General features: G+C 56.7%; 20 protein-coding genes and 2 tRNA genes. 8 read left to right on the top strand and 14 right to left on the bottom strand.

Features of this window, described 5'->3' with window-relative positions; all coding sequences use genetic code 11:
• Positions 1 to 1,365: a cell envelope biogenesis protein TolA gene (locus tag ACKXF7_RS01225; RefSeq protein ID WP_339395346.1), complete on the top strand. Its 1,365-nt coding sequence runs from the start codon at positions 1 to 3 to the stop codon at positions 1,363 to 1,365.
• A gap of 330 nt (positions 1,366 to 1,695) precedes the next feature.
• On the opposite strand, the gene ACKXF7_RS01220 is transcribed toward ACKXF7_RS01225, so the two are convergent.
• The 4 genes from ACKXF7_RS01220 to ACKXF7_RS01205 form a co-directional block, all read right to left on the bottom strand.
• Positions 1,696 to 1,772 (bottom strand) — tRNA-His (locus tag ACKXF7_RS01220).
• A gap of 8 nt (positions 1,773 to 1,780) precedes the next feature.
• Positions 1,781 to 1,854: transfer RNA gene (locus tag ACKXF7_RS01215), tRNA-Arg, on the bottom strand.
• Between the two features lie 146 nt (positions 1,855 to 2,000).
• Positions 2,001 to 2,531 (bottom strand): phosphatase PAP2 family protein, encoded by a 531-nt coding sequence (locus ACKXF7_RS01210; protein ID WP_249238136.1) that lies wholly within the window; start codon positions 2,529 to 2,531, stop codon positions 2,001 to 2,003.
• Positions 2,532 to 2,578: 47 nt separating this feature from the next.
• Positions 2,579 to 3,142: a DUF1643 domain-containing protein gene (locus ACKXF7_RS01205; protein ID WP_249238137.1), complete on the bottom strand. Its 564-nt coding sequence runs from the start codon at positions 3,140 to 3,142 to the stop codon at positions 2,579 to 2,581.
• A gap of 172 nt (positions 3,143 to 3,314) precedes the next feature.
• Here ACKXF7_RS01205 and ACKXF7_RS01200 point away from each other — a divergent pair, with 172 nt between their 5' ends.
• A complete protein-coding gene (locus tag ACKXF7_RS01200) occupies positions 3,315 to 5,240 on the top strand; it encodes a BMP family ABC transporter substrate-binding protein (RefSeq protein ID WP_423741909.1) in 1,926 nt (641 codons plus the stop codon).
• A gap of 37 nt (positions 5,241 to 5,277) precedes the next feature.
• The gene (locus tag ACKXF7_RS01195; protein WP_339395343.1) at positions 5,278 to 5,931 is read left to right on the top strand and encodes a metallophosphoesterase family protein; all 654 of its coding nucleotides are present in this window, start codon (positions 5,278 to 5,280) and stop codon (positions 5,929 to 5,931) included.
• Positions 5,932 to 6,069: 138 nt separating this feature from the next.
• Here ACKXF7_RS01195 and ACKXF7_RS01190 read toward each other — a convergent pair whose 3' ends face one another.
• From ACKXF7_RS01190 to ACKXF7_RS01145, 10 genes are all read right to left on the bottom strand, one after another.
• Positions 6,070 to 6,387, bottom strand: a complete 318-nt coding sequence (locus ACKXF7_RS01190; RefSeq protein ID WP_249238140.1) for a DUF6465 family protein — start codon at positions 6,385 to 6,387, stop codon at positions 6,070 to 6,072.
• Between the two features lie 298 nt (positions 6,388 to 6,685).
• Complete coding sequence (locus ACKXF7_RS01185) at positions 6,686 to 7,165, bottom strand: hypothetical protein (protein ID WP_423741908.1); 480 nt, start codon at positions 7,163 to 7,165, stop codon at positions 6,686 to 6,688.
• A gap of 468 nt (positions 7,166 to 7,633) precedes the next feature.
• On the bottom strand, positions 7,634 to 8,272 hold the full coding sequence (locus tag ACKXF7_RS01180) for a GDSL-type esterase/lipase family protein (protein ID WP_339395341.1): 639 nt from the start codon (positions 8,270 to 8,272) through the stop codon (positions 7,634 to 7,636).
• Between the two features lie 6 nt (positions 8,273 to 8,278).
• Entirely contained in the window at positions 8,279 to 9,208 is a 930-nt protein-coding gene (locus tag ACKXF7_RS01175; protein WP_423741907.1) for an ROK family protein, read from the bottom strand.
• Between the two features lie 15 nt (positions 9,209 to 9,223).
• Positions 9,224 to 9,928, bottom strand: coding sequence for an N-acetylmannosamine-6-phosphate 2-epimerase (locus ACKXF7_RS01170; protein ID WP_423741906.1), 705 nt, complete (start codon positions 9,926 to 9,928; stop codon positions 9,224 to 9,226).
• A 3-nt stretch (positions 9,929 to 9,931) separates the two neighbouring features.
• Positions 9,932 to 10,381 carry a YhcH/YjgK/YiaL family protein gene (locus tag ACKXF7_RS01165; RefSeq protein ID WP_249238144.1) on the bottom strand — a complete coding sequence of 150 codons (450 nt, stop codon included), beginning with the start codon at positions 10,379 to 10,381 and terminating at the stop codon, positions 9,932 to 9,934.
• 71 nt (positions 10,382 to 10,452) lie between these two features.
• Positions 10,453 to 11,382: a dihydrodipicolinate synthase family protein gene (locus ACKXF7_RS01160; RefSeq protein WP_418265572.1), complete on the bottom strand. Its 930-nt coding sequence runs from the start codon at positions 11,380 to 11,382 to the stop codon at positions 10,453 to 10,455.
• A 205-nt stretch (positions 11,383 to 11,587) separates the two neighbouring features.
• A complete protein-coding gene (locus ACKXF7_RS01155) occupies positions 11,588 to 12,562 on the bottom strand; it encodes a carbohydrate ABC transporter permease (protein ID WP_154256055.1) in 975 nt (324 codons plus the stop codon).
• 15 nt (positions 12,563 to 12,577) lie between these two features.
• A complete protein-coding gene (locus tag ACKXF7_RS01150; protein ID WP_005944588.1) occupies positions 12,578 to 13,501 on the bottom strand; it encodes a carbohydrate ABC transporter permease in 924 nt (307 codons plus the stop codon).
• Positions 13,502 to 13,622: 121 nt separating this feature from the next.
• Entirely contained in the window at positions 13,623 to 14,972 is a 1,350-nt protein-coding gene (locus ACKXF7_RS01145) for an ABC transporter substrate-binding protein (protein WP_249238147.1), read from the bottom strand.
• A gap of 474 nt (positions 14,973 to 15,446) precedes the next feature.
• On the opposite strand from ACKXF7_RS01145, the gene ACKXF7_RS01140 reads away from it, so the two are divergent.
• The 5 genes from ACKXF7_RS01140 (at position 15,447) to ACKXF7_RS01120 (ending at position 19,618) form a co-directional block, all read left to right on the top strand.
• Positions 15,447 to 16,292 (top strand): MurR/RpiR family transcriptional regulator, encoded by an 846-nt coding sequence (locus ACKXF7_RS01140; protein ID WP_339395337.1) that lies wholly within the window; start codon positions 15,447 to 15,449, stop codon positions 16,290 to 16,292.
• A 186-nt stretch (positions 16,293 to 16,478) separates the two neighbouring features.
• Positions 16,479 to 16,907, top strand: coding sequence for a helix-turn-helix domain-containing protein (locus tag ACKXF7_RS01135; RefSeq protein ID WP_133303652.1), 429 nt, complete (start codon positions 16,479 to 16,481; stop codon positions 16,905 to 16,907).
• Between the two features lie 125 nt (positions 16,908 to 17,032).
• Positions 17,033 to 17,902 (top strand): DUF6017 domain-containing protein, encoded by an 870-nt coding sequence (locus tag ACKXF7_RS01130; protein ID WP_423741905.1) that lies wholly within the window; start codon positions 17,033 to 17,035, stop codon positions 17,900 to 17,902.
• Entirely contained in the window at positions 17,902 to 18,735 is an 834-nt protein-coding gene (locus tag ACKXF7_RS01125) for a ParA family protein (protein ID WP_423742591.1), read from the top strand. The genes ACKXF7_RS01130 and ACKXF7_RS01125 overlap by 1 nt, the downstream gene beginning before the upstream one ends.
• On the top strand, positions 18,692 to 19,618 hold the full coding sequence (locus ACKXF7_RS01120) for a ParB/RepB/Spo0J family partition protein (protein ID WP_423741904.1): 927 nt from the start codon (positions 18,692 to 18,694) through the stop codon (positions 19,616 to 19,618). The genes ACKXF7_RS01125 and ACKXF7_RS01120 overlap by 44 nt, the downstream gene beginning before the upstream one ends.
• Positions 19,619 to 19,639: the final 21 nt, after the last annotated feature.

Raw genomic sequence — 19,639 nt, 5'->3', positions numbered from 1 at the left:
ATGGCAAACAAAAAGAAACAGGACGAAGCGCTTGCTGCGGTGCAGGCACAGACGGAGGAAAATGGTCTGTCGGCGGCGCAGAGCGGTTATTCGGCTGCGGGACTGGGCAGCCGCTCGGAGGTGGAAAATGCACTGGCAAATGCCAGCTATAAGCCCAGTCAGACGGTGACGAGTGCAGAGAATGCCCTGAAGGAATGGCAGACGAACCGCCCCGACGACTACGAGAGCCGCTATCAGGATAAGATCGATCAGCTTCTGGGCCAGCTGCTGCAGCGCGGGAGCTTCCAGTACAGCTACACCAAAGACCCGCTCTACCGTCAGTACGAGCAGAACTATCTGCAGAACGCCCACAACGCCAGTGCGGATGCTGCGGCACAGGCGGCAGCACTGACCGGAGGCTACGGCTCCAGCTATGCCGCAAGTGTGGCGCAGCAGGCATACCAGCAGCAGATCGGCGCGCTGAGCAGTGCCATCCCTACGCTGTACAGTCTGGCGCTGGACACCTATACCAGCGGCGGCAACGAGCTGGTGAGCCAGCTGGACCAGCTGAACAGCAGTGAGCAGGATGCGCAGCAGCTGTACAACGACCGGCTGTCGGACTACTACACCCAGCTGCGGCAGAAGGGCGAAGCCTACAACAATGCATATGCGCAGGACTACGGACAGTATCAGGACTACCTGAACCAGCTGGGCACGCTGCACGACTACTACAGCGCACAGGAACAGCAGCAGGCAGCACGGCGCCAGCAGGCGTTCAACAATGTGGTGACTGTACTGGGCGTACTGGGCGATGCGGTGCAGATCGCCCTCAGCGGCACCACGGGTCTGGGTTCCATGGTCAGTGGACTGCTGAACACCGGCTACAACATCTATTCCGGCAACCGCCAGTACGAGGCAGACCGTGCCGACACCCAGTGGAACCAGCAGCTGCAGGAGCGGCAGTATCAGGACAGCCTGAAGCAGCAGCTCTATGAAAATGAGGCCAGCGAGCGGGAATATCAGGACAAGCTCAATCAGCAGAAGTTCAACAACGACGTCACCAGCCAGAAGCTGAACATTGCAATGGGCGAGTGGAATCTGAAAAAGAACAATGCGGCCCAGAAGGCCAGCCGGGCGGGCAGTGCAGCATCCGGCACGGCGGCTTCCGGCAGCGCGGGCAGCGGCAGCTCTTCCGGTACGGCCAACCGCAGCACAAGCAGCGCCACCCGTCTGGGCAGCGACACCTCTCGGAACGTGACGGTGCCCTACATGGCGATGCTGATGCGCAGTCAGGGCAAAAACGATACCAGCATCAGCAGTGCGCTGCGCAGGGATGGCTATTCCAGTGCAGAGATCGCACAGATCCTGCAGCAGATGAAGCGCTGACTGCAATAAAGAAAAAGCGCTGAACAAAAAAGCATGTGCAGACCCCGGGAAACCACAGTTTTCCAAAGGGCCTGCACATGCTTTTTTAGCAGAAAATAATGGCACGGGGGCAGAGCCCCACTGGGCACCCCACCAAATAAAAAATCCGCCGATGCAAAGCATCAGCACAGCATTTGTCTTGGTAGACATTCCTACTAATTGGGACCCGCGGGCTAGTCAAAGCCATACTATGGCTTTGACTGCGTCGCTGCGCGCCGCCGCCCTGTTCGAGTCCCACTGGGCACCCCACCAACAAAAAAAGTCCGCTGTGTTAAACAGCGGACTTTTTGGTGGGGTGCCCAGTGGGACTCGAACCCACGGTCTCCAGATCCACAATCTGGCGCGTTAACCGACTACGCTATGGGCACCACATAGATGCGCCCGAAGGGACTCGAACCCCCGGCCCACTGCTTAGAAGGCAGTTGCTCTATCCACCTGAGCTACGGGCGCACGTTGTTATCCCATTGGGTTCCTTTATGGCGGCAGCTGTGTGTCGGCACACGCTGCGAGAAGTATAATACCATATGGTCCCCATTCTGTCAAGCATAAAATGCAAAATTCTTTTTTCTTTTTTCAAAACCTGCCAGACCCGGCCTTTACAGCAGCCACATGCCCGCATAGCCCAGTGCAAAACCCAGCACGGCTCCGCCGACGACATCCCGGATGTGATGCACGCCGGTCAGCACCCGGCCGATGCAGATGAGCACGGTGATGCCCACCATCGCCCAGCCGGCTTTCGGGTAGAAGTACATCCACACCATGGCCAGCACGGCGGCGCTCAGCGCATGACGGGAGGGAAAGGAGTGTCCCTTTGTTTCCTTGCGGCGCAAGGGCTCAAAGCCGGGCTGCTCATAGGGGCGGGGCAGATTGAGCTTATCGCGCAGGATGGTGCCGCCCCAGAAGGTGAACCCCGGTACGAACACCGCGCGCGCAATGGTCACCATAAAGTCCAGTGCAGCCTGACTGCCCAGCAGATGGAACAGCCGGACATTCAGCAGGCAGAGCAGCACGGGGTAGCATACAAAGGGGATGAGCGGCAGCCAGCGGTCCAGCGCCACCACACAGCGGCTGACAGCGGGGTGGGCATCCATCCAGCTGTGCAGGGCGTGATAATGTTCTGCAGTCAAAACAGATCCCTCCGCATCAGGTCGGAATTTTTACAACAGGCAACAGGTCAAAAACAGGTATCCAGATAGTTTTCCACATCAAAGGGCTCCGGGGTGGAATCTTTGCGCAGATACAGCGGATGATGGGGATGTCCCTTTTTGCTGCGTCGGCCAAAGGTGACCCATGGAATCTCCCTTTCCCGGGTCAGGGCGACCATTTCCCGCATCAGGCCGGGCAGGTAGTCCCGCTTTTCGATCAGGGTGCCCCATGCCGCCCACATGGTGGGCTCGGTCTGGGCCAGAACTGCCCGGAGCCAGCGCAGATTTTCGTCACACAGGGCACGGTCCGGCACGCGGTCCATATCATTTGGGTCGGTGGCGCGCTGGGGATATACATTGAACATGATCCAGCTGTCAAAGCCGTTGGCGGCGGCAAGACGCTCCACACTTTTCAGGGTAGGGTCCAGTGCGCCGGGCTGTGCGGTGCTGGGGTTGATGCCGATACACACCAGCGGGTGCCGGCCCACACGGCCCAGCACATAGCGATAGGGCTGGTATGTATGGGGTTCGTAATACCAGATGCCGCCGGGATATTCGTCGGCCTTGAGAACGGGAATCTGTTCGGTCTGCATGGGTGAGCTGCTCCTATCATCAATTACTTTCTATTATCGTACCTGAAAGTGCAGGATAAATCAACTCTTTTGTGCGGAAAATCCTCCCATAAAATCAAATTTCATGGTATACTGAAGCAGGACGCTGCGGCAGCTGGCTGCAGCGCATTGCAGCTGAAAAAAAGGAGCAACTATGCTGGAAGATTACAAGAACGCACTGAAGAGCGGCCAGCGTGCTTACCGCGCCTGCGTGGCGCGCGGCCAGTCGCCGTATCTGGCGGTGCTGGACGATATTCTGGTCAATGTGAACATTGTGGCGCAGGAGCCGCTGGGCCTTGTGGAGATCCCGGCGGAAAGCATCGTCGGCACAAAGACCAGCGGCCGTCACACCGCCTTTGCACCGAACTTTATGCCCCTGCTGGAGCCGGACACCGAGTTTGCAGGCAAGTGGTCGAACCTCTGCGATGCACATTTGGACGAGGGCATCCACACCCCCATCATCGCCTACGAGTTCCTGAACAAATTCTATGTGCAGGAAGGCAACAAGCGGGTATCGGTGCTCAAGTATTTTGATGCGGTCAGGATCGCGGGCACGGTCACGCGGCTCGTCCCGGAACGAAACGACAGTCTGGAAAACCGTATCTACTACGAATTTCTGGATTTTTACAAGCTCTCCAAGGTCAACGATGTGCATTTCTCCCGTCTGGGGGGTTACGCAAAACTGCAGACGCTGGTGTGCAAGGCCAGCGGTGAAAGCTGGACGGATGATGACCGGCTGAGCTTTTCCTCCTTCTATACCATGTTCCGCCAGCAGTTTCTGGCTCTGGGCGGCGGCGGACTGAATCTGACTGCCGGCGATGCCATGCTGGTGTATCTGTCGGTCTACCGTTACGCGGACGCCTGCGAGAGCACGCCCAGCCAGATGAAGCAGAATCTGGAAAAGCTGTGGGATGAGGTGAAGGTGCTCACCGAGCCGCAGGCCGTGGCCCTTTCGCTGGAGCCGAAGCAGGGCCCCGGCGAACCGCTGCTGGCAAAGCTGAACATCTTTACAAAGCCCAGCGAGCTGAAGGTGGTGTTCCTGCACGAGCACAACGCCGAAAACAGCGCATGGGTACGCGCCCACGACAAGGGCATCGAAGCGCTGCAGCAGGCGTTCCCGGACCGGGTATTCATCACCCGCAAAGAGAACATCGAGCCCGAGGTGGACGCGGAGCAGGTGCTGGAGGATGTGGCTCACGACAATGCCGATGTGGTGTTCACCTCAAGTGCCCGGATGCATACCGCCTGCCTGAAGGTGGCGGCCCAGCACCCCAAGACCCGCATCCTGAACTGTTCGCTCAACGCGCCGCATCCGCTGGTGCGCACCTACTATCCCCGCACGTATGAAGTTACCTATCTGCTGGGAATGCTGGCCGGCGTGATGGCAAGGACCGACCGCGTGGGCTATGTGGCGGCAAACCCGGTGTATGGCATCCCGGCGGCGGTAAATGCCTTTGCGCAGGGCCTGAAGACCGTGCGCCCGGAGGCAAAAGTGGTTTTGCGCTGGGCCTGCCTGCAGGACCCGGTGCACCCGCTGGATTTCTCCGACCGGCAGGATGTGGAGATCTTCTATGCCCGCGATAACCGCGAGCCGGAAGGCACCCACCGGGATTACGGCCTTGTGCGCCGCATGCCGGACGGCAGTTTGCAGCCGCTGGGCCTGCCCGTGTGGCGGTGGGATACGTTTTATATCGAGATCGTGCGTTCCATTTTTGACGGTGCATGGGACAGCGATGCTGCCGGTGCCCGGGCGGTGAATTACTGGTGGGGCATGCGCAGCGGTGCAGAGGAGATCGATTACAACAAAGACCTGCCCGCAGGCACCCTGCAGCTGCTGGATCTGATGGAAAAGATGCTGCACGAGGATGATCTGCGCATCTTCCCGGAAGATCTGTTCGCGCAGGGGCATGTGCTGCACTCGCCGGAAGCCACCCTCTACAGCCCCAAGGAGTTGATGGAGATGGACTGGCTGGACGAATGCGTGGAAGGCGGACTGCCCCACTACGATGAGCTGGATGTCAAAACCCATACGCTGATGTCCATCAACGGCATCAATACCCTGAAAGGATTTGTAAAATAAGCGGCCCGCGGCCGAGAGAGAATGGAGCAAACCTGAAGTGAAAATTCTTGCAATTTCGGATGTGCCCTCCAAAGCGCTGTGGGATTACGGTACCCGGGAACATCTGGAGGGGATCGACCTGATCCTTTCCTGTGGAGACCTGCCGCAGAAGTATCTGGAATACCTTACAAACTTTACAGCGGCCCCTATTTTGTATGTCCACGGCAACCACGACGGCAGCTACCGCGAAAATGAGCCCGGCGGCTGCATCTGTGTAGACGACAGCGTTTATGTGTGGAAGGGCCTGCGCATCATGGGGCTGGGCGGCAGCATCCGCTACAACAACCGGGAGGACAGCTTTCAGTATACAGAACGGGAAATGCGCCGCCGTGCGCACAAGCTCTCGCGCAGGGCTCATCAGGTGGGCGGCATCGATCTGCTGCTGACCCATTCGCCGGCAGCGGGTCTGAATGATGATACAGACCGCGCCCACAAGGGGTTTGAATGCTTCAACGATCTGATGGATGAATACGAGCCGCAGTGGTTCGTGCACGGGCATGTGCACCTGAACTATGATGCCAAGCTGCCGCGCGTGTGCACCCGCGGCGGGACGACGGTCATCAATGCCACGGAGCGCTATGTGTTTGAGATCCCGGACCCGGACCCTGAGATCCGGAACCACCCGTTCTGGAAAAAGTGGTTTGGGGTATAATACATCAAAAAAGCAGCCCTGCATCGTGATGGTGCAGGGCTGCTTTTGCAATTGAAATGGAGCCATTTGTGGGAACGGAAGGCCCGCAGCGGAATAGGTGCGGAGTGCATCGCCGCAGGCCGGAAAACAAGGCGAAAATTACAGTTCCAGCTTGCCGGAAACTTTATTGATGACGTAGTAGGCGGCACCTTCCTCAGGCTTGATATAGACCTTGCAGGACTGCACGCCCACCTTGTGGGTGGCACGGTAATCGGCCTTGGCGCGGTCAATGATATCGGTCACGTTGTACTGCTTGCCGCTGAACTCCACGTACAGCTCCGGTGCAAGCGGGGGACGGCCGCGGCGTGCAGAGGCCTTGGCGGATTTGCGGGTCTTGGTCTCCTTCGTCTCCTTGGCCTCAGCGGCAGGAGCTTCCACAGCAGGAGCAGCCGCTGCGGTCTTTTTCTTTTCGGGCATAGATGAACCCCTCCTTGATCGTATTTGGATGCTGCACAATGGGTTGCGCAGCATTGGCTCCATGAAATATATTACTTATATAATATGTTTTTGGAAATGGTTTGTAAAGTCTTTTTTGCAAAAAATTTTCGGAAAAAGGCAGGAAATCGGGAAACAAACTGTCCGGAATGCTTTTTGCGGACGCAGTGCCGTGCAAATGCCGCCAAAGCACAGAAAAAGGCAGACTTTTCACAGCACTTCCGAGGAAGCCGAAAAGTACAAACCTTTCGGGTTAAAAACGCGGTTTCCGGGTGCCGATTTACTCCCGGCAAAGCTTTTGCGCGTGCTGCACTACGGGCAGAAGAAGCTCCGCATCCCAGTCCTCTGCAAGGGTGAACAGCAGCTGATAAACGGCGGTCTGCGCCTGCCCCTGCGGGTGCCTTTGGGCCAGCGCGAATGCGGCGGAAAGCATTTGCAGTTTGAGGGTGCGGATCGTTTCCGGTGCGGCCCACAGGCGGGCAAGGTCGTAATCGTTTGTGTTGCCGCAGGGCATGGCGCAGGAGGCACAGCCCGGGGCAACGCGGTGCTTTTCGGTGCGTACGGTCTCCAGCATCCGGTGCAGCTTTTCCTCCGGGGCATCCGGCTGTGCGGCAAGACGCAGACCGGCGTTCAGCACCTCGTCGGTGTCGTCCGTTTTGGGCTCGCTGGTGGTGGCCCGGGCAAGCCCCACGAGGGCACCGAGAAGGGCATCTCTTGCCTGCTGGGCAGGGGTGACAGGTGCTTTTAAAAGTTCAGGCATGGCACAGTTCCTTTCAATGGATCTTTCTGCGGAAAGTATAGCCGATTTTATAGCTGTTTACAAGCGGGAAATATTTAAATCGGCGGAACACAAAAAATCCTCTAGCGTAGCGACTTGGATTTTTTGTATGGAGCCCAACTGCTTTGGGGTTACTAGGGGCGAGTAGCCCCTAGTTTGCAACGGCGACGACCGCGGCCAGCGGCCGAAACAGGGAGGAGCTGTTGGGGCAGCGGCCTGCAGGATGCGAGTGCCGCGCAAGGCACGAAGCAAACGCAGGGAGCCGCAACCCGCCGCCTCCCGCGCCTCGAAAGTAGCGGGCGCTTTTCTGGTACTCTTTTGTGCGCGCAAAAGAGTACATACTCGGCGGAGATGTTCTTTGCAAAAGGAGCGAAACTTTAAGTACACGACTGTGCTCTACAAAAAATATTAAAATAAAAGTCCCCTCTTTCGAGGGGACAAAAGACGAAATTAAACCAACTCAGGAACCTTTGCAGCCAGCAGCTCCGCCAGCTGTGCGTGGCCCTTGCGGGTCAGGTGCATGAAGTCCACCTGATTGAACTCGCAGTCCTTTGCGTCCAGAAAGTGCACGCCCTGCCGCTCGCAGATGATGCGGAGCTGCCCGGCCACACCGGCAGATTTTTCCACACAGCCATCGCCCATCACAGCGTCGTGGAAGCCTGCGCCGATGGGAGGAGGTGCCACCACCAGAATATTGGGCTGCTTGGTGCCCCAGCAGTCCACGCTCTTGGCTTTGAGGATCAGCCGCTCCATGCCCGCAGCGATGCAGGCGGCGTTGGCACCAAAGCGCTCTTTGACGTCATTCGTGCCCAGCATGATGATAAGCAGGTCGATGACCTCATGGCTCTTGAGCAGGGCATAGATGACGCTGAGGGCATCCATGGATTCGTGGATGGGGTCCACGAACACGGTGGTGCGGCCGGAAAGGCCCTCTTCCGTCACAAGATATTCCTCGCCCAGTGCCTTCTGCAGGCGGCAGGTCCAGCGCTCCTCTTCATTGAAGCGGATGCCGTGGTCGGCGCAGTCGTTGGGGTCGGCACAGTAGCCGTGGGTGTTGGAATCACCCAGACAGAGAATATGTGTTTTCATATACAATTACTCCTTTTCCATGGTCTGCCGGAAGTAGTACACTGCGCCCACCATACCGGCATCGTTGTGCAGCTGAGCGGCACGCACTTCCAGCCCCTCTGCAAAGGCGGGCATGACCGATGCTTTCACCTTTGCGGCAATGGGTTCGATCAGCAGTTTCTGCTGCGCGCTCACGCCGCCGCCGATCAGAATGAGCTGTGGGTTGAAGATATGCACCATGCCGGCAAGGCCCTGTGCGATCTCGTCCGTCCATGCATCCAGCAGAGCCAGTACGGTCTCGTTGCCTGCTTCTGCAGCAGCAAAGATGGCGCGGCCATCCTTCCATGCCGGGTCTTTTTCCTGTGCGGCGCGCACCAGCGCGGTGGTGGCGGCGTAGCGTTCCCAGCAGCCCTTTGCGCCGCAGGTGCAGTCCACACCGTCCAGCGCGTGGGTGCGGTAGTGGCCCAGCTCACCGCCAAGGCCCCGCGCGCCCTCCAGCAGACGGCCCCCGGTCAGGATGCCGCCGCCCACGCCGGTGCCCAGTGTCACGCCGATGACGTCCGTACAGCCCTGTGCGGCACCGACCCACACTTCACCCAGCGTCATGCAGTTGGCGTCGTTGGCCACAGTGACGGGCAGGCCGAAGTCCTCTTCCAGCGCAGCCTTGATAGGACTGCCGATGTAATTGGGAAAGTTGCCGCAGGTACCGGCCACGATGCCCTTGCGGCTGTCGATCTGACCGGTGGCCGAAACGCCGATGCCCGCAAGACTTTCCACCGGGATGGAATTTGCAGTCAAAAACTCCTTTGCGGCCCTGCGCACGGTGGTGAGAACAGGCGTCTGGTAGCCGTCAAAACTGACGCTCTCTTCGCCCTTGAGCAGCACCCTGCCGGTCTCGTCCACGATGCCCAGCTTGACGGCAGTGCCGCCGATATCAATGCCAAAATACTGTTTCATCCGGCACACTCCATTTTACTTTTTTGCGGCGTTGATGGCGCCGGTAAAGCGGGCCGTCATCTCTGCCGGGCGGGTGATGGCACCGCCCACCACCAGTGCGAATGCACCGGCTTCCAGCGCCTTGACCGCCTGCTCCGGGTAGTGGATGTGGCCCTCGGCAATGACCTTTGCCGGGCACTCTGCGGCCAGCTTATGGACGAAATCAAAGTCAATATCGTCAATGCCTTTTGTCTCCGGGGTGTAGCCGCGCATGGTGGTGCCCACAAAGTCGGCACCGGCTTCGGCGCAGGCCATGGCGTTCTCAAAGTTGTCGCAGTCGGCCATCACCAGCTGGTCGGGATACTTTGCCTTGATGGCGCGGATGAACTGGGCAGAGGTGGAGCCGTCCGGGCGCAGGGCACCGGTACCCTGCACGGCAAGAATGTCCACCCCGCAGGCCACCAGCTCGTCCACTTCCTTCATGGTAACGGTGATGTACATGGGCGTGCCGGGGTAATCCTTTTTGATGATGCCGATGACCGGCAGATCCACCACCTGCTTGATCTGGGTGATGTCTCGCACGGTGTTGGCGCGGATGCCCACAGCGCCGCTCATGGCGGCGGCTTTTGCCATCAGCGGCATCACGCCGCCCTCTTTCGTGTACAGGGGCTCGGTCTCCAGTGCCTGACAGGAGACGATCAGACCGCCCTTGATCTGAGCAAACAGCTTTTCCTTATCCATCGTTCAATCCTCCATCCGAATCTTTACAACAGCCTTGCGCACGCCCACACAGCCGTGCTGTACAAGGCCGGGTTTGTGCAGTTCTGTGGGGAAGAACAGCACAAAGCGTCCCTCACCCAGTGCACCGGTCACGACACTGGCACTGTCCTGGAAACCGCAGTCGCCGGTAAAATCGCCGATCTCCCTGCCGGGGTTCGTGGTAAAGCCCCAGCCCTCGCTGCCGGTGATGTCGAGCTGCAGGTCAGCATACTTTTTGTGATATTCCGGGTGGTAGCCATCGTCCGAATGGAGCGTGGCATCCATCGTGTTGATAAAAACTTCCTCGCCATCCACCTCGGTGCGGCCCAGAGGCAGGCTGGCAGGGTCGTGGGTCAGCAGGTAATCAATGGCCGTGTCGAGATTTTTGCAAAGGCCCTTGTAGCGCGTCAGGTGCTGCAGGGTATCACAGATCATAAAACGTCCCTCCAAAAACAAGCGCCCGCTCTCCCCTCTGAAAAGAGACGGAGAGGGGCGCTGCTTCAATTTTACAGCTTTGCGATGGCAGCTTCGATCATGGCCTGTGCTTCGGCCACGATGGCTTCATCTTCCGGGATCAGGCCGGGCATCGGCTCGCGCACGCCGCCCAGCTCCAGACCGTACATCCGGCGCAGGATCTCCTTCTGCACGGCGTACAGGTTGCCGTGGGCTTCGCACATCTTGTAGATGATGCGGTCGGCCTCGTACTGGATCTCCTGAGCCTGCTTGATCTCGCCCTTGTTGATGTGATCGTTCATGGCCAGATACAGCTCGGGCATGACGGCGTAGGTGCCGCCGATGCCGCCGTCTGCGCCGATGACGCGGCCGGAAACAAACTGCTCATCGGGGCCGTTGAATACCACAAAGTTCCCCTCGCCGCGGGCGGCGATACCGGCATCCTTGAACATCTGGATGTCCTGGGTGGGCATGGAGCTGTTCTTCACTGCAATCACGTTGGGGTTCTTCAGCATTTCCTTCAGCAGGCTCATGGTCAGGCCGGTGCCTGCCAGCTGCGGGATGTTATAGATGACGAACTCGGTGTTGGGAGCAGCAGCGGACATATCGTTCCAGTACTTTGCAATGGCGTACTCCGGCAGGTGGAAGTAGATGGGGGGAATGGATGCAATGGCGTCCACACCCACACTTTCGGCATGGCGGGCCAGCTCCACGCTGTCGGCGGTATTGTTGCAGCCGACATGCGCAATAACGGTCAGCTTGCCTTTGGCTTCGCTCATCACGGCTTCCAGAACGGCCTTGCGCTCATCCACATGCTGGTAGATGCACTCGCCGGAGGAGCCGCCCACATACACGCCCTTGACGCCCTTGGCGATCAGATGGCGGGTGAGGGCCTTGACGCCCTCGGTAGAAATATTGCCCTCTGCGTCGTAGCAGGCGTAAAAGGCGGGGATGACACCCTGATATTTTTTGATATCTTTCATGTTCCAAACCCTTCTTTAAAAATAGTAATAAATACAGATGAAATGATTTTGCATCAAGCTCGTACGCTTTCTGTTTCGGGTAACGGGTTCAATGCCCTCTTGCGGTGCCCTGCATCCGCTTCGGCCCTTGGTGCGGGCCTCGCGTCTTGCAGACCGCTGCGCCAAAAATTTCTCCCTGTTTCGGCCACCGGCCGCGGTCGAAATTTTAGCCCTTAACAGCACCCATTGCGATGCCCTTGGTAAAGTACTTCTGGAAAATGAGGAAGATGATGATGATAGGCACAGCAGCCAGTGCGGCACCTGCCATGATCAGGCCAAAGTCGGTGCTGTTCTCAGCCTGCAGCTTTGCAATGCCCAGAGAAATGGTCAGGTTGCTGGTGCTGGACAGCATGATCAACTGCATGAAGTAGTCGTTCCAGCTGTTGATGAAGGTGAAGATGGCCAGTGCACCGATGCCCGGCTTGACCATGGGCAGCACGATGTCGATAAAGGTCTTGGCCTCGCTTGCGCCGTCGATGCGGGCCGCTTCCAGCATCTCAGTGGGGATGCCCTCACTGAACTGCTTCATCAGGAACACGCCAAAGGGCCAGCCCACGATGGGGAAGATGACGGCCCAGATGGTGTTGTACAGATTCAAAGAGCTCATTTCGCGCAGCAGGGGGATCAGGATGACCTGCTTGGGCAGAGCCATTGCACACACGATAAGGGTGAACAACAGCTTACGGCCTACAAAGCGCTTTTTTGCCAGTGCATAGCCGGCCATGGCGGCGGTGATGCAGGTGAGGATCATGGACATGACGGCCATGAACACGGTGTTGATCATCCAGCGGATGGCAGCGGGAGCGGTGGGGCCTACCGAGAAGTAGATGGGTTCGCCGTTAGCGCTGAACTTGGAGCCAAAGGGCACAGCCAGCTGCCACAGCGGGGCGCTCTTGCCGGAGAACAGCTTCTGATAGTTGGTCAGCACCCACTGGCTGGGCCACCATTCGGGGGTGGTGGCGTTGATGGCGGCACCGGTCTTGAAGGAGCCGGTGATGATCCAGTACAGCGGGAAGGCGAACAGCACCGCGACGATGCTGATGAGGATCAGCGTCAGGATCATGTAGGCGCTCATCTTCTTGAGCTTACTGGGGTGACGCTTCAACGGTTTTTGCTTTTTTGCAGCGGCATTTGCACTCATTGTCCGGCACCTCCTTTAATTATCCTGGTTGCCCAGCTTGAACTGAACAGCCGACAGAATGGCGATGATGACTGCCAGCACCACACCCATTGCGTTGCCGTAGCCGTAGCGGTACAGCTTGAAGGCGGTGTAGTAGATGTAGTACATGATGGTATCGGTGCTGTGGTTGGGGCCGCCGGAAGTCAGCAGCTGGATCAGCGCAAAGCACTGGAAGGAGTTGATGGTGGTAATGACCAGAATGTACAGGGTGGTGGGCATGATGGCGGGCCACTTGATCTTCCAGAAGCACTGGAAATCGGTGGCACCATCCACTTCTGCGGCTTCCACGATGGACTGGTCCACATTGCCCAGAGCGGAAACGTACAGCACGATGGGCTGGCCCACAGAGGTGGTGAGCAGGATCAGGATGATGCAGCCCAGAGCAAAGCGCTCATCGCCCAGCCAGTTGATGTTCTTGTCAATGAGGCCCAGAGTCTTGCCCAGATAGTTGAAGATGCCGTAGTAGTTGTTGTACATCCACTTCCACACCACGGTAACAGCCACGGAGCCGGTGACAACGGGCAGGTAGAACACGCAGCGGAAGAGGCTGGTAGCCCACTCGGGCAGGTCTACGATGGCAGAGGAGACCCACAGCGAGAAGGCGCAGGTGACGGGCACCGACACCACCACGATGATGAAGGTGTTCTTTAAGGCACCCAGAAAGATGGGGTCTGTGAACAGTTCCTTATAGTTTGCAAGCCCCACAAAGATGTCGGCACGGTTCATGGTGGAATCGAAGAAACTGGTCACCACGCACAGCACCATGGGATAGATGACGAAGCCCAGGAAGAAGATCAGGCTGGGCAGCAGGAAACAGTAGGAGGCAAAGGTCTCGCGCCGTACCAGCGCACTGCTGCGCTTGGGCTCTTTGATCGCCGTTTTTGCAGCCAAAAGAATCACCGTTCCTTTCCGGTCGAGATGTTATTTTGCATTTTTTACAAATAAAGCCCCTCCCTCGTCGGGATCTTCGAGGAAGGGGCGAAGAATCAGTAATTATCTGCCCCCGGCAGAGTGGATGGGCTTATGCCTGAGCAGCTGCGTTTGCGTTATCAACAAAGGTCTTGACGGCAGATTCAACGTCCTCACCGGAACCGACGCGCTGCAGCATGTTCCACCACTCGGTACGAGCAGTTGCCCAGCCCGGAGTGATCTGGTAGTAGTCGCCCAGATAAGCCATGAACTTGCTGTACTCGCTCATGATCTCGTTGTCGGCGTAGATATCGCCCACGCTGGTGCGGACCGGGAAGTAGGTGGAAGCCAGCACGCTGTCCTTGACCTGATCGGGGTCGGCCGCGATGAAGTCGATGAAGGTCTTGGCTGCTTCGATCTTGGTCTCGTCGCCGTTATCAAAGATGCCGAAGCCCCAGATGCCGCCGCACAGCTTCGGGTCGCCGCTTTCGGTGGGGAAGGCCATGGGGAAGATCTCGTCGCCATCGTTGGTCAGACCGGCGTCGTTGTTGTCGCTGTTGGCCTGCTGTGCAATGTTCCAGCAGAAAGCCATCTGCAGGGTGCCGTTGCGGAACAGGGTGATCTCGTCGCCGCCTGCGATGGAAGCGTCAAAGTTGATGCCCTTGGTGTCGTGCAGGGTCTGGATGGCCTTGATGTTCTCGGCGGAGTCGGCAGTGTACTTGGTGTGGGCTGCATCGGTAAAGGTGCCGCCGTACATGTTGTTGATGATGGCGCGGGTGCCCTGGTCGCCGCCCTGACCTGCGCAGTAGATGGCTGCAACGTTCTCGTAACCGCCGTTGTACAGGGCGTCAACGGTCTTCAGGAAGCCGTCGGTGCTCCAGGTGTGCTTGTCGGTATCGATGTACTGGTCAGCGCCCACTTCCTTGACCTTGGTCATGTTCACGGCCATGCAGTGTGCGGTCATGCACAGGGGGTACTCGTAGTAGTTGCCGGCGGTATCCTTGCAGGCAGACTCAACGGACTCGTAGATGTCCTTCTTGGCATCGTCGGTCCACAGGTCGTTCAGCGGAGCCATGACGCCCTTTGCGCCCCAGTTTGCAACCAGACGCTCGGGACCTTCCATGATCAGGTCGGGTGCGCTGCCGCCCTCGATGGCGGTGTTCACCTGATCGTCGCCGTTGGTGTAGTCCAGATACTCCACAGTGACCTTGATGTCAGGATACTTGGCGTTGAAGCTGGAAACGAGGTTCTGAACGGTCTCGTCATTGCCCCAGCCGCCGATGGGGTATGTCCACAGCTTGATGCTGGTGGAGGAAGCGGCTGCGCCTGCAGCGGAGCTTGCGGGTGCAGAAGAAGCAGTGGTGGTAGAGCTGGAAGAACCGCCGCAGGCGGCCAGAGCGCCGGCTGCTCCCAGAATGCCAGCGGCCTTCAGGAACGAACGGCGGGAAATGCAGTTTTTCATAGTAGTTTCTCCTTCGCATTCAAGATGCTTCACGTTGATGGCGGCCTGCCGTGCCAGCGGCCGCTCTTGATGGCTCCATTATAGAAAAATATTTTCATTTTGTCCATTCACGGGTTTCATAAATTTTCAGAACAGCAATATGCATGATGCACAAAAATGTGGGATATATGATAAAATGCAAAGAAAACTCCCTTTACTCTCCTGAATTTATTACAAAATGGTACAAACCCATCACTTCTGTGGCGAAAAAGAATTTCCAAACAAAAATGTAAAATTGAAAAGGTTTTTCATAAAATGGCCTTTTTTTCCATCAAAACTGTGTGCTCTGCACAGAACTGCGGGCCAAAATGTGGGCAATGCGTCTCTTGCGAAGCGGGGGTGATTCTTTTATACTTTTTATAGAAGGTGAATGAAACGGTCGGCAGCGGTTCCGGGTCTGTGGACTGCTGCGCCGGAAAAGAGGAAAAAGAAAAAATGGCAACGAATTTTTGGGAGCTGCTGCAGCAGCATCAAGGCGACCTGACAAAATCGGGCCGCACCGTGGCAGAGTACCTCCTGCAGCATGCGGGGGAAGCGCAGTACCTGTCCATTTCCTCACTGGCAAAGGAATGCTGCGTGGCAGAGGCCACCGTATTCCGCTTCTGCCGGGCGCTGGGGTTTGAGGGCTACCACGAAATGCGCATTGCGCTGGCACAGGCCAATGCCACCGGTGCGCTGGTCAACCAGCGTGTGCCGGAACCGGACGCCGACACGGCCACCCTGTGTGAGCACGCCAGTGCCCTGCTGATGACCACCATCAACGGCACACAGAATGCGCTCTCTCCGGAAGCGGTGGACAGAGCCTCGGAGCTGCTGCGCAAGGCGCGGCAGGTGTACTGTCTGGGGCAGGGCGGAAGCATGCTGATCGCCAACGATATCTGCGCACGGTTCGCCTGCATTTCCACCAAGTTCCGCACGGCGGGCGACAGCCATCTGCAGCTGGTCACGGCCAGCCTGATGACGCCGGAGGATGTGGTGCTGTTCGTCTCCTATTCCGGTGCTACCCGGGATATGCTGGAGACCCTGCGTACAGCCAAGGCGGCAGGCGCAAAGATCATCCTGCTGACCCATTACGAGGACTCGCCCGGCGCAAAGCTGGCAGATGTCGTGCTGCTGTGCGGTGCACAGGAAAGCCCGCTGGATTCCGGCAACATCCCCATCAAGGTGGCACTGCTGTACGTAGCAGAGGTGCTTGTGCTGCGCTACACCATGGATGACCCCCAGAACGTCATGGATGCACAGGACCGCACCAGCGAAGCGCTGGCGGTGAAGATGCTGTAAGAGAAGGGCCGGCCTATCCGCGGCTCTCCCGGAAAAAACAAATGATCCGAACCGGTCACCCCATAAAGGAGATCCGGTTCGGATCATTTTGGTTTATCGAGTGCCGATGGTGGGGGTCGAACCCACACGGTATTGCTACCAATAGATTTTGAGTTTTTATCCTCATCTTCCATCTGGTGTCATCCAGTGATATCTAGTGATATCTGGTTCCCACTGTGCAAAGGAAAAATTCACGCCTCAACGAACAATAATTTGAAATATCCACGATTTTTCGATGCGTTTTTCCTCTACTCTGTTTTTTCGGTTTGGACCGCCCAAATGGAAATTGGAGGGATGTTCAGGAGGGATGCAGGGCAAAACGCTCCTCTGCTTAGGCACAAAACGAAAGGAAAGTCAAGGATAATGAATCAAAATCAAGCAAAAGAGTATTATAAAAAATTATTTGTGAACTATCCTGATGTACTGTCTGTCGAAGAAGCAACAACCTTACTCGGTTTCAAAAGCCAGACTGCCATCATCAGAAGAATCCATCAACATAGAATTCGCTGCCTGAAAGTCGGACGATCTTTCATGATTCCGAAAGAATATCTCATCGACTATCTTTTGGATAGCTAAATTATACAGCCATTATATTACATAGCGCACCACTTTTCAACAAGAAAAGAGTGCGCTTTTTATTTTCAAACGAAAGGCGGTCGATTTTTTGAACACAAGCTGGAGCAAAACGTTGAAAAAGCCACATGACCCTTGACTACTTCTACGGACAAGCCGGAGAGCTGTTCTCCTTCTACCGCATTCCAAAGGCTCTGTTTCAGGAGCCACGGTTCCAGAACCTGTCAACCGATGCCAAGACCCTGTACGGTATCCTGCTGGACCGCATGAGCCTGTCCGTGAAAAACGGCTGGCTGGACGAGCAGAACCGGGTGTTCATTATCTTCACGATAGAGGATGTCAAGAGGGCGTTGTGTTGCGCAGACAACAAAGCGACCAAGCTGCTCCGGGAACTCGAAAAGTTTGGTCTGATTGAACGAAAACGCAGAGGTCTGGGAAAGCCAAGTTTGGTGTATGTGAAGAACTTTTCAGCAGAATCGTCAAAATCAATATTCCAGAATCGTGATTTTCACGATTCTGGAGGCTTCAAAAACGCAAGTCAAGACCCTTCAAAATCACGATGTAATAAGACTAAAGAGAATGATACTGAAATGAGTGAGACTGATCCATTCTATTCTGAAGAAGCGGATGGGATGAGCAAACGCACCCAACTGGAAGAATATTTTTCTCAGTCTTTAGAGATAGACCTTCTGCTCCGGCTTTGCCCGGACGATGAGGATACCATCTATCAAATCGTAGATTTGCTGGTGGATACCTGTGTCACCAACCGCAAGCTGCTGCGCATTGCCGGGGACGATAAGCCTGCCGAGGTGGTACGCAGCCGCTTTATGAAGCTGAACGCTGACCATATCCGCTTTGTGCTGAAGTGCCTTGCAGAGAACAGCAGCCCGATCCGAAACATGAAACAATACCTGCTCGCTTCTCTGTACAACGCACCCACCACGATGCAGCTTTCCTACCAGAACCAAACCAACCACGACTTAGCGATGCGGAGGTGATAAAAATTTCAAAGAAAGCAACTACGATTGCCATCGTCAACCAGAAAGGCGGCACCGGTAAGACCACGACCTGTGAAAATCTGGGCATCGGTCTGGCGATGGAGGGCAAGAAGGTCCTGTTGGTGGACGCTGACCCGCAGGGCAGCTTGACCATCAGCATGGGCTGGCAGCAGCCCGATGAATTGCCCACAACCCTTTCCACCCTGATGCAGAAAGCCATGAACGACCAAAGTATTCCGCCCGGCGAAGGTATCCTGCACCATGCGGAGGGCGTTGACCTGATTCCGGCAAACATCGAACTGGCAGGGATGGAAGTGTCTCTCGTTAACTGCATGAACCGGGAGAAGATGCTCAAACAGGTGCTGGAAGGCGCAAAGCGCGACTACGATTTCATTCTGCTGGATTGCACCCCTTCCCTTGGGATGCTGACCGTAAATGCACTGGCGGCGGCAGACACCACCCTGATTCCGGTGCAGGCGCAGTACCTGTCTGCAAAGGGTCTGGAGCAGCTTTTGCAGACTGTGCAGAAAGTCCGGCGGCAGATCAACCCCAAGCTGAAAATTGAGGGCATCCTGCTGACTATGACCGACAGCCGCACCAACTACGGGCAGCAGATTGACAACCTGATTCGAGGTGCCTATGGCAGCAAGATCAAGGTGTTCGACCAGACCATTCCCCGGTCTGTCCGTGCTGCGGAAATCAGCGCAGTGGGCAAAAGCATTTTCCAGCACGACCCCAAAGGCAAGGTGGCAGAAGCCTATAAATCTCTGACAAGGGAGGTGATGGCGAATGCCGAAAAACAGCTTAAACGTGTCGCTGAAAGGGGCAGATGACATTTTCTCCACCGAGGAATCCCGGCAGGAACAGCAGCGGGAGCAGGTGCAGCAGATTCCCATTGGAGAACTGTTCCCCTTCAAAGACCATCCCTTTAAGGTCTTGGATGACGAGTCCATGCAGCGCACGGTGGAAAGTGTAGAACAGTACGGTGTACTATCTCCGCTGATCGCCCGCCCACGCCCGGAGGGTGGCTATGAAATCATCTCCGGGCACCGCCGTCAGCACGCTGCACAGCTTGCCGGACTGGACACCCTGCCGGTCATTGTCCGCAACATGGATGATGATGCCGCAGTTTTGCTCATGGTGGATAGCAATCTCCAACGTGAGAACATCTTGCCCAGCGAGAGGGCGTTTGCTTACAAAATGAAGCTGGAGGCTCTAAAAAATCAAGGTGCTAGGTCAGATTTAACTTCTCGCCAAGTTGGCGAGAAGTTGTGGAGCGTATCGCAAGTGAGCGCAGACGCAAACGAAAGTGAACGTCAGGTGCACCGATTCATCCGCCTGACCAACCTCATCCCCGAACTGCTGGACATGGTAGACGAAAAGAAAATTGCCTTTAATCCCGCTGTGGAGTTGTCGCATCTCGACACGAACCAACAGCGGGATTTTTTAGAAGCGATGAACGACACCCAGAATGCACCATCTTTATCCCAAGCGCAGCGGCTTAAAAAGCTGGCGCAGGAAGGGCACTTCTCGTATGACGTTGCCTTTGCGGTCATGGGAGAAGAGAAAAAGGACGAGCTGGACAAGGTTGTCATCAAAAACGACACCCTGCGGAAATATTTCCCGCGCAGCTTCACCCCGAAACAGATGGAGGACACTATCATCAAGCTGCTGGATCAGTGGCAACGCAAACAGCAGCGGCAGAATGAACGCTGACTTATACCGTAACGAAAGACC

It is taken from the genome of Faecalibacterium sp. 7 (genome assembly GCF_049562865.1).
In the GTDB taxonomy this organism is placed as follows: Bacteria; Bacillota; Clostridia; order Oscillospirales; family Ruminococcaceae; genus Faecalibacterium; species Faecalibacterium wellingii.
The sequence above is the reverse complement of the archived record's forward strand: the minus strand, read 5'-3'. Positions and strand labels throughout refer to the sequence as shown.